Below are 12,589 nucleotides of genomic sequence, written 5' to 3'. Positions count from 1 at the left end.
CGGTTGGCCAGCAGGCTCAACACGTCGGCCACCGCCTCCATCTCGTCCACGCGCTTGGCTCGGTCATCCACCGGAATCCGAGAGCTTCGCAGGTACCTGCTGGTGGTCGAAAAGGGTGCGGCCACGGCCATACATGGGGCGCAGCGAAGCGATCTCCGGGCCGTCGATGCCCAGTTCGTTGCCCAGGTGCCGCCACAGTGCCGGTGGCACGACCCGCACTGCGTCCAGCAGGCGGCCACTCATGCGCAGGAATCCGATATGCAGCGCCAAGCCCAGCTTGAGCGAGTGAGCGAGTCGCCTCGCCGTGTCTGGATCAGCTCATGCTCGGCGCGGCTGAAGGTGAAGAACGCCTGCAACTCGAAGGCGCTGAGATCGTGCGGCAACTCGCGCATGCCCAGGAATGTTGTCTGCCAGCCTTGCATCGCGCGCCTCCATCGGTGGGGGACGCACGATACGCCTGACGAAAGTGAACAGCAATCGCAGCCAAATCAAGGACTTACGGACCCACACCCGCGCCGATGTTGGCGCTGCGCACCGTCACTCTGTGCACCCAAAACGAGTCGACCCCGCCTTCGGCGTCGGCTGAACTCCTTCGTGAGCCCTCGATAGACCGCTTGGGGCCACGGCGGCTGTACAGCTTTCTACAAAGCGGGCGCTCAAGGTCGTCCGCATGAGGGGTCCTTGGTACTACTGCCCTAAGCTGGTCAGTGCGACTCCCGGCGGGCAGCCGGAATCCACTGACGTGGATGGCCTCCAACCGACGGGGCTACAGGGCTGGATCGATGCGGGACGCGATCGGCAACTGGACGCTCCCCGTTCGAGCATTAATTAGCTCCTGCTCGCCCCTGATCCTGCGCGGGCGGGGCGTCGTTTGGGAATTTGCATCGCCTGCCTAGGCTCAAGGAGGCCTGGTGTGGCCCGAACCGCCTGGATCGCTTTTTGTGGATTTATTGGCCCGGAACACGCCGATTTGTTCTAGGTAATTACATTCCCAAACAAGGCATTAAATCCCCAAACAGCGTCAATAGATCCCCAAACAGGCACTCGAGGCTGGAAGCACTGTCGACAGGCTTCCGGGCATGGAAGGAGGGCGGCGGGAAGAGCAGTGGGGAGCTGCGTCGTGGCGTCGTAGACGGAGCACATCAACCCGCCCCCGAGCGGAGACGAACAGCCGTTTAGGGCCGAGGCTGCATTGATCGGGGCCCGCAGCCCGGCAGGCATTTTTTCGCCCAGCCAACCGCTCGAGCAGAAACCGTGATGGACGAGCGTCGACTCAGTTCACGCCGTTCAGAAACTCCCGCACCAGCTTGACGGTTGCCTCCGGATTCTCTTCCATGATCCAGTGGCCCGATGCGGGCACGATGCCCTCGGTCACTTTGTCTGCACCCGCGCGCATGACAGCTGCCATGGTCAGTCCGAACGACTTCTCGCCGCCCAGGGCCAACACCGGAACGGTGAGCTTGCCCTTAGCCAGGAACGCCTTGTTGTCGATTGCGTCCTGATCGAAGGCAGCAAACTGCGCGAAGCCCGAGCGCATGGCACCGGGCCGTGCATAGAGCTTCGCGTAGTGGCGGCGCGAGGCTTCATCGAACTTCTTCGGGTCGGCGGAGAACTCGTTCCAGAACCGGTCCAGATAGATCCGCTCGCGGCCTGCGACGAGGCGCTCCATGTCCGGGCCGCCGAAGCGGAAGTGCCACAGCAATGGGTTCTTCAAGATCTCTTCCCAGGGGCCGATACCGGGGACTGGCGCATCGATCAGTACGAATCGCCCGACCCGATCGCGGTACTGCGCAGCGAAGGCATAGCCGACCATGTTGCCGATGTCGTGGGTGACGAGATCGGTCTTGTCGATCTTGAGCGCGTCAAGCACCTGCGCGATGTCGACACCCTGGTTCTTCTTGTCGAAGCCTCCGGCAGGATGCGCCGAGAGGCCCATTCCGCGCAGGTCTGGTACGACGACTGTGTGGTCCTTCATCAAATCGGCGGCCATCGGAGCCCACATGTCGCCGGTCTCGCCGTACCCGTGAATCAGCGTGACCGCCGGCCCCTTGCCGCCCACGCGGACGTGCAGCTTGGTGCCGTTTACGGCGAGTTCCTGCGTCTTGAAGCCGGGTGGATAGGGCGGAACCTGCGCGTGCGCCGCGCCGGCAACAAGGGCAATCGCGAGCCATCGGAACAGGAACTTGGGCATGGGCTTGTCCTCGCGTCGTGATCAGGTTCGCTTGCTGCGCCGTGGAGGCAGTCCTCTCTCAAGTGGCGAGGCGGCGCAATCGGTTGGCGAGCCAGTGTATGGGCATCAGCGTCGCGGCCGCAACTGATGTTGCTGTACATCGCCTCTAGCCCGGGCAGCACCGTCCTGTCGATGGCGCCAAGCGAAGCCGCAACCGTGCCGGCAGGATCTTCTGCGTGATCGCACGAAGCCTGGCGCGCAGCAAGGACATTGCCTTGGGTGGCTTCTACAGGCGCATGGCCGCACGTCGCGGCGGCTTGGTCGCGAACATCGCGCTGGCACGCAAGCTCGCCGCTCTGTTCTGGCGCGTCATGGTCAAGGGCATGCACTACGTCGAACAAGGCCTGCAGCAATATGAAGCCAAGGTTCTCCAGACCAAACAGCGATCCCTGCGCGCCGACTCGCCCGCGAACTCGGTCAGCAGCTCGTGCCAATGTCCACCCAAGCGCGAACCACGAACCCATCTGCAAACAACGCCAACTCATGAACTGTGACGTCGTCATTCAGGATCATGGAAAGGACTACCCGAGTCACCCCCGTTTAGTTGGAACGGGATTTCCAACCTCTGGGCACCACTTCCACAAGCCGCTTGACCTTTTAGTGCGCGCCGGCCAGTGGTGCCAAGTTGCCTAGCAGCGTGGGAATCAGCTCGCTAACTGTCGGATGGATGTGCACGCAGCGCCGGATGACGTGATAGGGCGCATCGGCCGCCATCACGTCCAGCAGGGAGTGCACGATCTCGTCGCCCTCGATGCACAGCAAGGCGGCGCCGAGGATGCGCTCGGTCTGCGCATCGACCAGCACCTTCATGAAGCCCTGCGTCTCGCCGCGCTCTTTGGCGCGGCCCACACGGCTCATCGGCATCACCCCGACCAGAGCTGGGCGGCCCGACGCACGCACCTGCGCCTCTGTCATGCCGATACGGCCGAGCGGCGGATCAGTGAAGAGCGCGTAGGCCGGGATGCGCTTGCTGATGCGGCGTTCCTCGCCGTCGAGCAGGTTGGCCGCGACGATCTCGTGGTCGTTGTACGAGGTGTGGGTGAAGGCGCCTTGCCCGTTGACGTCACCCAGCGCCCACACGCCGGGGACGTTGGTTCGCAGCTGGTCGTCGACGGTGATGAAGCCGCGCGCATCAGTAGCGATGCCGGCGCGGCCCAGATCGAGCCCGTCGCTGTTCGGCCGGCGCCCGACCGCGGCCAGCAGGTGGCTGCCCTGGATCTTGTGCGCCATGCCACCGGCATTCAATGCGATGCGAACGTCCTTGCCATCAGCCCCTTTCGACACGCGCGCGTCGCGCACGCCGAGCACGAAGCGCACCCCTTCGCGCTCGAGGATCGCCCGTACCTCCTGCGAGACCTCCGCATCCTCGCGCGCGATGAGGCGATCGGCATATTCGAGCACCGTCACCTGCGCGCCGAAGCGGCGATAGACCTGGGCGAATTCGAGTCCGATGTAGCTGCCGCCGACCACGACCAGGTGGCCCGGCAGCTCGTCGAGCGCCATCATCGAGGTGTTGGTCAGGACGGGCACTTGATCGACTCCCGGCCAGTCAGGCAGCACCGGCCGGCCGCCGACGTTGATGAAAATCTTCGGCGCTTCCAGCGTCTCGCCGCTGACCTCCACCGCATGCGGCGCAACGAAGCGCGCATGGCCGCGCAGCACACGCAGGCCCTGCATGCCGCCCAGCCACTGCGTGAGGCCCTTGATCGCGTCGTCGACGACCGCGTCCATACGCGCCTTCACCGCCTTCATGTCGACGCTGACCGCGCCGCCCAGGGTCACGCCATAGTCGCTCGCGCGGCGCGCCAGGTGGGCGACGCGCGCGCTGGCGACCAGCGTCTTGGTCGGCATGCAGCCGTCGTTGACGCAGGTACCGCCGAGGTGCTCGCGCTCGACCAATGCGACCTGCATGCCGGCGGCTACCAGGCGGGCCGCAAGAAAGGGCCCCGCCTGGCCGCTGCCGATGATCAGCGCGTCATAGTGCGTGCTCATGGGGCTGCCCCTTTCCTGAGTCGTTGCGTGCCGTCCTAGTCCGCGCGCACGGTCGAGGTGATCGACGCCACCACGCCCGAGGCCGTCGCGAACTGCTGCTGCCGGTCGGCAATGCCGTGCCGGCGCGCGATCCAGGCGAAGTCGGTGTAGGCCGCCCAGACGGCACCCGTCTCGTCCTGCAGGACCAGCAGGCGCACCGGCCAGTCCAGTCCCGAGAACGGATTCGAGGTGAGAAACTGCACGCCCAACGGCGGATTGCCGAACACCAGCAGCGTAGAGGGCCGCACGCGGATGCCGGCGTCGGCCGCGAGCTTCGACTGGTCGACCGCCATGAAGAACACGATGCCCTTGTCGGCGATGTCCTTCTTGATGCGCTCGACCGTCTCTTCCACCGAGTAGGCGCTCCTGACCTTTATCAGGCCGTCGGCACCCGGCGCCCCACTTTGCGCCGGCGACTGCGTCGCAACCAGCGCAAGGCCCAGGCAGGCAGCCGACAGGAGTTTGGAAACGCGAATAAACATGTGTGCTCCTCATGTCACATCTCGTGCGGGTCCATCTTCATTTCGGTGGGGAACAGGTCGACCGAAATCAGGACGGCGGGCTTGCTGCCCGTGTTCTTCCACCAGTGCGAGGTGCCGTTCTTCTCCGGCGCCACGTCGCCCGCCTTGTGCGTGATGGGCACCGCGCAGCTGCTCGCGTACTCGACCACCTCGCCCGAGACGATGTAGATCATGGCGGGACGTTCGTTGTGGCTGTGCCAAGGCACGATGCCGCCGGGCTTCATCTCGAGCTGGCGCAAGCGGAACAGGCGCCCCTGCAGTGCCAGCGGCTCCTTGGACAGATCGGTGCTGTAGCGCACGACGTCGGTCACGTCCTTCGGCATGGTGGGGCCCGGCTTCTGGCCCTGGCCGTCGGCCACGACCTTGTCGGCGGGGCATTCGCCCGCATGGACGGCCGGTGCGAGCGCGGCGAAGGCGCCGGCGATGAGCGCGGCGGCCGCCGCATGGCGCCGGATCGAGCGGCGTTGGGGATTGGCATTGTGCATGGCGTGAAACTCCTGAAAGTGGGGTTGAGGTGGGACGGATCGCCCAGCGGCGCTCCGGAATCCACTTTGGTCCCCGCGTTTCACGGCCCGGTCAACGAATCTTCACGCTTTGATCACGCATTGCCATCGACCGCGAAACGGGCGCAAAGTGCGGCCTGCATGCAGTCAATCTGGAGAGGAGGCTATGACCCCCGACGTCGAATCCTTCGACCTGCCCGCGGCCGGCGGCGAGCCACTGTCCGCGCCGGCGGCGGCGGGCCGCATGCCCTTGCCCCTGGTGCTGGCGTTCGGCATCGAGCTCGCGTCGAAGCTGGCGGAGTTGCATCGCGATGGCATGGTCCACAACGGCGTGCGCCCCGACGCGGTGCGGTGCGACGCCGCCACCGGGCGCGCCTGGCTGGTCGACTTCGGCGACGTGAGCGGTGGCATGTCGCTGCGCGCTGCGCCGTCGACGGGCTCGATGTCTGCCGCGCACCTGGTCTACGCCTCGCCCGAACAGACCGGCCGCATGGAGCGCGTGCCGGACCATCGCAGTGACTTGTACGCATTGGGCGTCGTTCTCTACGAGCTCCTCACCGGCGCGCCACCGTTCCGCTCCGGGGATGCGCTCGAGCTGATCCACGCGCACATCGCGCGCACGCCGGTCGCCCCGATCGACATCGACGCCGGCCTGCCACTGCCGGTGTCGCAGATCGTGATGAGGCTCCTGGCCAAAACGCCCGAGGAGCGCTACCAGAGCGCCGCCGGACTTGTCGACGATCTCGCCACCTGCCGGCGCGAATGGGCCGCGCACCGGCACATCGACGCGTTTCCGCTGGGCCGGCGCGACATCCGCGCGCGCTTGTCGATCCTGCCCCGGCTCTACGGCCGCGAGCGGGAGGTCGACGTGCTGCGGGCCGCCTTCGAGCGCACACGCAACGCCGGCGCCGGAGCGCCATCGATGCTGCTTGTTTCAGGCTATCCAGGCATCGGCAAGACCGCGCTCATCCACGAGCTCTACAGGCCCATCGTCCGCCAGCAGGCCTACTTCGTTTCCGGCAAGTTCGACCAGGTGGCGCGCAGCGTTCCCTTCAGCGCGCTGATCCAGGCCTTTCGGGGCCTGGTGCGGCAGATGCTCACCGAGAGCGAGGCCCGGCTGGGCGACTGGCGCAGCACCCTGGCTCGCGCGCTGGGCGTCAACGGCGGCGTGCTCGCCGAGGTGGTCCCGGAGATCGAGTTCATCATCGGCAAGCAGTCGCCACCGGTCGCGCTCGGGGCGGCAGAAGCGCTCAACCGCTTCCAGCGCGTGTTCCAGAGCTTCGTCGCCGCCGTCGCGCAGCCGGCCCATCCGCTGGTGATCTTTCTCGATGACCTGCAATGGGCCGACGCGGCCACGCTGAGCCTGCTCGAACCGCTGCTCACCAGCCTCGAAATCCGCGGCCTACTGCTCGTCGGCGCTTGCCGAGACAACGAGCTCGACGGTGCGCACCGCCTGACGCGCGCGCTCGACAAGCTCGAAGCGACTGGTGTCGAAGTGCAGCGCTTGGCGCTGGGGTCGCTCCGGCTCCCCGACCTGGGCGCGCTGATCCGCGACACGCTGCACGGCGAACTCGCCGATGCTCAGCCCCTCGCGCAACTCATGCACGAGAAGACCGGAGGCAATCCCTTCTTCGTGATCCAGTTCCTAAAGACGCTGGAGCGCGATGGCCATGTCCGTTTCGATGAAGCGCTCGGCCGCTGGACCTACCGGATCGAGGCGATCGCGCTGGCGCCGCTGGGCGACGACGTGGTCGACCTGATGACGCGCAACATCCAGCGCCTGTCGAGCAGGTCGCAGTACGCACTGACGTTGGCCGCCTGCATCGGCAACAGCTTCGATCAGCGCACCCTGGCGATCATCTGCGAACAGTCGCCGGTGGCCGTGGCCGAGGATCTTGCACAGGCGGCGGCCGAGGGCCTGATCGTTCCCGCGGCGCGCAGCGACCACGACGCGGAACCGGCCCACGCCTTCCTGCACGACCGCGTGCAGCAGGCGGCCTACGCGATGATTCCCGACGAGCGCAAGCCGATGCTGCACCTGCGCATCGGCCGTCTCCTGCGGTCGCGTGCGACGCCGCAGCAGATGGAGCAAGGGCTGTTCGACATCGTGCATCACCTCAACCGCGGCCGCAGCCTGATCGGCACCGTGCGCGAGCGGCTCGAGGTCGCTCAACTCGACCTGAACGCCGGGCGCAGGGCCAAATCGTCGACCGCGCACGATGCGGCACTGGACTTCTTCCTTGCCGGGCTCGGGCTGCTCGACGACAACCATTGGCAATCGGACTACGCGCTGTGCTTCGCACTGCACCTGGAAGCCGCAGAGAGCCAGTACCTGTGCGGCCACTTCGACGCGGCGCACCAGCTGTACGAGCTGCTTCTGCGACACGCCGCGACCAACATCGACCGTGCGCGGGTCCATCGCCTGCGCAGCGTGCAGTACGAGCACACCTCGCGCTATGCCGATGCGCTGGGGAACACGCGCGCCGGCCTCGCGTTGTTCGACGTCTCGCTGCCCGAGGCGGCCGCCGACAAGGAGCGCGCACTCGGCCGCGAGATGGACCTCATCGCGTCGCTGCTGGGCGATCGGGACATCGCCTCGCTGATCGACCTGCCGGTGATGGACGATCCGAAGATCCTCATCGTCATGAGCATGCTGACAGACATCTGGGCCTCGGCCTTCATCCTCGGCGATCCGACGCTGGCGCGGCTGATCTCGGCGACGATGGTGCGGCTGTCGCTGCTGCACGGCAACATCGAAGAGTCCGCCTACGGCTACGTGACCCACGCCATCACGGTCGGCCCGGTGCGCGGCGACTACCAGGGCGCCTACGCGTTCGGCACGCTGGCGCTCGCCGTGAACCACCGCTTCCAGGACTCTCGGCGGCGCGCCAAGATCTACCAGCAGTTCCATGCGCACGTAAACTTCTGGCGCCAGCCGTGGGCGACCTGCATCCCCTATGCGCGCGAGGCCTGCCGCAGCGGGCTCGAAAGCGGCGACTTCCTCTACGCGGCCTACGGCGCCGGCACCGAGCTCTGGTCGGCGATCCTGTCCACGGAGGACCTGGCCCAGTTCGTGCGCGAGTACACGCCGAGCGTGGCACTGATCCAGAAGCTCAAGAATCAAGGCTTTGCCGATTCGGTGAAGATCATTCTCAACTGGGCCCGCGCGCTGCAGGGCCTGACCCGGGGGGCGCTGTCGCTGTCGGACGATGCGATCGACGAGGAAGAGTACCTGCGCAACTACCGCGGCAATCCCTTCTTCGTTACCTTCCACGCCGTGGCGAAGCTGCACGTCAGCTGCCTGCTCGGCACGCCGGCGCAGGCCCTCGAGGCCGCTCGCGTGGCGGGTGCCACAGTGCACCACGTGGCCGGCACGGTCTGGCCGGTGACCTACGAATTCTGGAATGCGCTGGCGCTGACCGCGAGCCATGCCGATGCGGGCGAGGAAGAACGCCGGGCCTCGTTGACGAAGATCGCCGAAGCCCAGGCATCGTTCGAACTGCTGGCCGCGAATTGCGCCGAGAACTTCCGCTGCCCCGCGCTGCTGCTCGCCGCCGAGCTCGATCGCATCGAGGGCCGCGACCGCGAAGCGATCGAGCACTATGAGCGGGCGATCGAATATGCGGGCGGCCGGCCCGGGTTGCTGCAGCAGCTTGCGTTGGCCAGCGAGCTCCATGCGCGCTTCCGCCTCGCGCGCGGCGACACGAAGCTCGCGGCCCTGTTCATGGCCGATGCGCGCGCTTGCTATGCGCGCTGGGGCGCGGCTGCCAAAGTAGAGCAGCTCGAGCGCAGGTACCCCGAGCTGCTGCACATCGAAACAGCGGCGCCGCGCGATCCGCCGGTACCGATCGAGCCCGCCGCGACCGCGGTACCGGACCGTCCCGACGCCGGCGGCCTGGACCTGGACAGCGTGATGAAGGCGGCCCACGCGATCGCCGGCGAGGTCGAACTGGACCGGTTGCTCGCGCGCCTCATGCGCCTCGCGATCGAGAACGCCGGCGCCGAGCGCGGCTGCCTGGTCCTCGAGCGGGACGGCGAATCGCTGGTCTACGCCGCCGACGCGCTGCAGGCGCCCGGGCAGGCAATGGCTCCCGGCACGCCGCTGGCCGCGTCGCGCAGCCTACCGGCGAGCATCGTCAACTTTGTGCGGCGCACCGCCGAGAGCGTCGTGCTGGCCGACGCCGCAGCGGACGACCGCTACGGCGGCGACCCCTACGTCGTGCGCCACAAGCTGCGGTCGGTGTTGTGCGTGGCGGTGCAGAAGCAGGGACAGCTGGTCGGCGTGCTGTACCTCGAGAACAGCGTGCTCGCCGGCGCCTTCACATCCGAGCGCATCCGGGTCGTGCGCATGCTGGCGACCCAGGCCGCCATCGCGCTGGAGAACGCACGGCTGTTCGAAGGCCTCCGACGCGAGGTCCGCGAACATCGCGAGGCGCGCCAGCGACTGAGCGACGCGCTGGCGCAGGTCGAGCGGCTCAAGGAAGACCTGGAGGCGGAGAACGTCTACCTGCGCAGCGAGCTGATCGCCAACGTTTCGCACGATCTGCGCACGCCGCTCGTCTCGCTGCGCGGCTACCTGGAGCTCCTGGCGCTCAAAGGCGGCGAGCTGCCGGCCGCGACGCAGCAAAGCTACGTCGAGATCGCGCTGCGTCAGAGCGAGTACCTCGCGACCTTGATCGACGAGCTGTTCGAGCTCGCCAAGCTCGACTTCAAGGGCCTGCAACTCACCCGCGAGACCTTCCAGCTGCCGGAGCTTGCCGTCGACGTGCTGCAGAAGTTCCAGCTCGCGGCCGATCGCAAGGAGGTGACGTTGCGGATCGAGGCCCCGGACGCGCTGCCACCGGTCGATGCCGACCTGGGCCTGGTCGAACGCGTGCTCGACAACCTGATCGGCAACGCCCTGCAGCACACGCCCGGCGGCGGTTCGGTGAGCGTGGTCCTGCGGGCCGAGGGCGAGCGCGTGATCGCATGCGTCGCCGACACCGGCAGCGGCATCCCGGAGGCCGAGCTGCCCTTCATCTTCGACCGCTTCTATCGTGTCGACGAAAGCCGCAACCGCGCCTCGGGCGGCGCCGGGCTGGGGCTGGCGATCGCCAGGCGCATCGTCGAGCTGCACGGCTGCCAGATCGCGGTGAAGAGTCGCGCGGGCGAGGGCTGCCGCTTTTCGTTCGGCCTGCCGGTGGCACGGCCCGCGGCGCGTCAGGAGGCCGGTACGCCGGGTGGCGACGCTTCTGCGCGAAGCCGGGCCAGCGCCTGAATCCGTTCGAGTTCGGCGGCCGCGCGCGCGAGGAAGATGCGGTAGACCGAATCGACCAGCATCTCGTCGCCGAGCGGCGTGCGATGGCGGAAAGCCAGGTGGCCGAGCGTGCGGCCATCGCTCGCGATGATCGGCATGCCGAGATAGGCCTCCCAGCCGGCTTCGCGGGGAAACAACTGCGCGAGGCCGCTGCGATGAAAACAGGCGCTTGCGCCCTGCACGACGGCTTCGCAAGGCGTGCCGGCCAGCGCGAACTCGAAGTTGTCGCGCAGGCTGCCTTCCGCCCAGTAGGCCAGCGTGCGCACCCGGGTCGCCGGCTGGTCGGCGCATTCGGCGACGAAGGCGCAATCGAGCCCCAGCGCGCGCGCGAAGTGCCGGACCATCGCCGGGAAGAAGGCTTCGCCCACGGCGCCCGCGGTACCGTCGGCCACCGCCTGGAGCACGTGAAGCACGTGCCGCATCGGCGTCACGTCGGTGTCCTGGCCCACCACGCGGTAAGGGGCCCCGCCGGCGCGCCGCAGCGCGATGCCGCGCGACAGCACCCAGCGCACGCTGCCATCCTTGTGCAGGAGGCGCATCTCGTGCTCGAAGCGCGCATCGTCGGGTGCCGTGGCGGGCACGAGCCGTTGCGCCAGCGCCTGCTCGAGCGCGGGCTGGTCGTCGGGGTGCACGCGCGATCGCCAGCCCGGCAGGTCGTCGGCGAGCTCGTGTGCCTCGAAGCCCAGCATGCTCTTCCAGCGCGGCGAGAGCTGGACCCGGCCGGAGGCGATGTCCCAGTCCCACATGCCGTCCTGGCTGCCGCGCAGCGCCGCGACGTAGCGCTCTTCGCTCGCGCGCAGCTCGGCCTCGGCAGCGGCACGCGACATCTCCGCCCGACCGGTGGCCGCACGTTGCTCGGCGAGGCGCCGTTCGACCTGCACCAGCCGCTCGCCCGATGCAGCGCGCTGCCTGCCGGCTCGCCGGGCGGTCGACCAGGCCAGCCATCCGACGAAGACCAGCGCCGCTGCCATGACGAACAGGAGCGTGAGCGCCATCGTGTGCGTGATCATGAAGACATCCTCTCGGTGCAGCGGTCCACCGGCGCAGCCGGCCTCGGCGCGGCCAGCGGCAGGTCGAAGGCGAAGCAGCTGCCGGCGCCCGCGATGCTGGCGACCGACAACTCGCCGCCGTGCAGGCGCACGATGCGCTGCGCGATCGCAAGTCCGAGGCCGCCCTGCGCACCGGGCACGGAACGGTCGGCGCGGTCGTAGCGGTCGAAGATGCCCGCCAGCTCGGCAGGCGGGATGCCGCAGCCGCTATCGCGCACGGCCATCCGGGCGCGCTGCGCGTCGCCGCCGAACTCGATCGTCACGCTGCCGCCGGGCGGCGTATGCCGCAGGGCGTTGTCGACCAGGTTTTCGAGCACCCGTTCGACCATGCCGATGTCGGCCTGCGCACGGATCGCGGCGCTGCCCTCGCCGCCGGCGGCGCGCAGGTCCACCTTGCGCGCCCGCGCGTCGAGCGCGAACTTCTGCGCCACGTCCTGCGCCAGCTCGGCCAGCGAGAACGCCTCCGGCTGCGGCAACGCTTCCGCGGCCTCCAGCCGGGTGAGCTCGAACAGGTCGCCCACCAGGCGTCCCAGGCGCTCGCCGTGGCGCACCGCCGTCTCCAGGTAGTTGCGTTCCTCCGCCGGCGGCAGGCTGCCGTGGCGCAGCAGCAGCAGCTCGAGATAGCCCTGCATCGAGGCCAGCGGCGTGCGCAGGTCGTGCGACACGTTGGCGAGCAGCTCGCGGCGCCGGTCCACGCCGCGCTCGATCTCGGCAAACTGTTTGCCGATGCGGGCGGACATCTGCTCCACGTGCGCGGCGAGCCGGTCGATCTCGTCGCCGCCGGCGTCGGCACCCGCCACGTGCAGGGGTTCGGTACAGCCGCCCCGGGCGAAGGCATCGACGGCGTCGGCCAGACGCTTCAGGCGTCGCGAGGCGCGCCATGAAACGTAAAGGGCGGCGATGGCGCCGGAGGCGAGGGCGACCATCGCCATGTCGAAGGGGTTCACGGCACGGTCCGA

General features: G+C 68.1%; 8 protein-coding genes and 1 pseudogene. 2 read left to right on the top strand and 7 right to left on the bottom strand.

All coding sequences use genetic code 11. The features are described 5' to 3' along the window. Positions 1-58 precede the first annotated feature (58 nt). Both ACSQ9A_RS39550 and ACSQ9A_RS39545 read right to left on the bottom strand, forming a co-directional pair. Positions 59-422: pseudogene (locus tag ACSQ9A_RS39550) on the bottom strand (DUF4158 domain-containing protein); the annotation flags it as partial. 851 nt (positions 423-1,273) lie between these two features. Continuing rightward, positions 1,274-2,191: an alpha/beta fold hydrolase gene (locus ACSQ9A_RS39545; RefSeq protein ID WP_436308135.1), complete on the bottom strand. Its 918-nt coding sequence runs from the start codon at positions 2,189-2,191 to the stop codon at positions 1,274-1,276. A gap of 254 nt (positions 2,192-2,445) precedes the next feature. Between ACSQ9A_RS39545 and ACSQ9A_RS39540 the strand changes: the two genes are divergently transcribed. Then, positions 2,446-2,724: a hypothetical protein gene (locus ACSQ9A_RS39540; RefSeq protein WP_436308134.1), complete on the top strand. Its 279-nt coding sequence runs from the start codon at positions 2,446-2,448 to the stop codon at positions 2,722-2,724. A 103-nt stretch (positions 2,725-2,827) separates the two neighbouring features. On the opposite strand, the gene ACSQ9A_RS39535 is transcribed toward ACSQ9A_RS39540, so the two are convergent. The 3 genes from ACSQ9A_RS39535 to ACSQ9A_RS39525 are packed head-to-tail and all read right to left on the bottom strand — an operon-like array spanning position 2,828 to position 5,267. After that, complete coding sequence (locus ACSQ9A_RS39535; RefSeq protein ID WP_436308133.1) at positions 2,828-4,222, bottom strand: FAD-containing oxidoreductase; 1,395 nt, start codon at positions 4,220-4,222, stop codon at positions 2,828-2,830. A 35-nt stretch (positions 4,223-4,257) separates the two neighbouring features. Next, entirely contained in the window at positions 4,258-4,743 is a 486-nt protein-coding gene (locus ACSQ9A_RS39530; RefSeq protein ID WP_436308132.1) for a DUF302 domain-containing protein, read from the bottom strand. Positions 4,744-4,757: 14 nt separating this feature from the next. After that, positions 4,758-5,267, bottom strand: coding sequence for a cupin domain-containing protein (locus ACSQ9A_RS39525; protein WP_436308131.1), 510 nt, complete (start codon positions 5,265-5,267; stop codon positions 4,758-4,760). Positions 5,268-5,451: 184 nt separating this feature from the next. Here ACSQ9A_RS39525 and ACSQ9A_RS39520 point away from each other — a divergent pair, with 184 nt between their 5' ends. After that, on the top strand, positions 5,452-10,542 hold the full coding sequence (locus ACSQ9A_RS39520; protein WP_436308130.1) for an AAA family ATPase: 5,091 nt from the start codon (positions 5,452-5,454) through the stop codon (positions 10,540-10,542). Here ACSQ9A_RS39520 and ACSQ9A_RS39515 read toward each other — a convergent pair. Continuing rightward, complete coding sequence (locus ACSQ9A_RS39515; RefSeq protein WP_436308129.1) at positions 10,485-11,591, bottom strand: PAS domain-containing protein; 1,107 nt, start codon at positions 11,589-11,591, stop codon at positions 10,485-10,487. The genes ACSQ9A_RS39520 and ACSQ9A_RS39515 overlap by 58 nt on opposite strands. Then, on the bottom strand, positions 11,588-12,577 hold the full coding sequence (locus ACSQ9A_RS39510; RefSeq protein WP_436308128.1) for a sensor histidine kinase: 990 nt from the start codon (positions 12,575-12,577) through the stop codon (positions 11,588-11,590). The genes ACSQ9A_RS39515 and ACSQ9A_RS39510 overlap by 4 nt, the downstream gene beginning before the upstream one ends. Between the last annotated feature and the right edge of the window lie 12 nt (positions 12,578-12,589).

It is taken from the genome of Variovorax sp. LjRoot290, from assembly GCF_964253985.1.
In the GTDB taxonomy this organism is placed as follows: domain Bacteria; phylum Pseudomonadota; class Gammaproteobacteria; order Burkholderiales; family Burkholderiaceae_C; genus Variovorax.
This window is presented reverse-complemented; position numbering and strand designations above follow the sequence as displayed.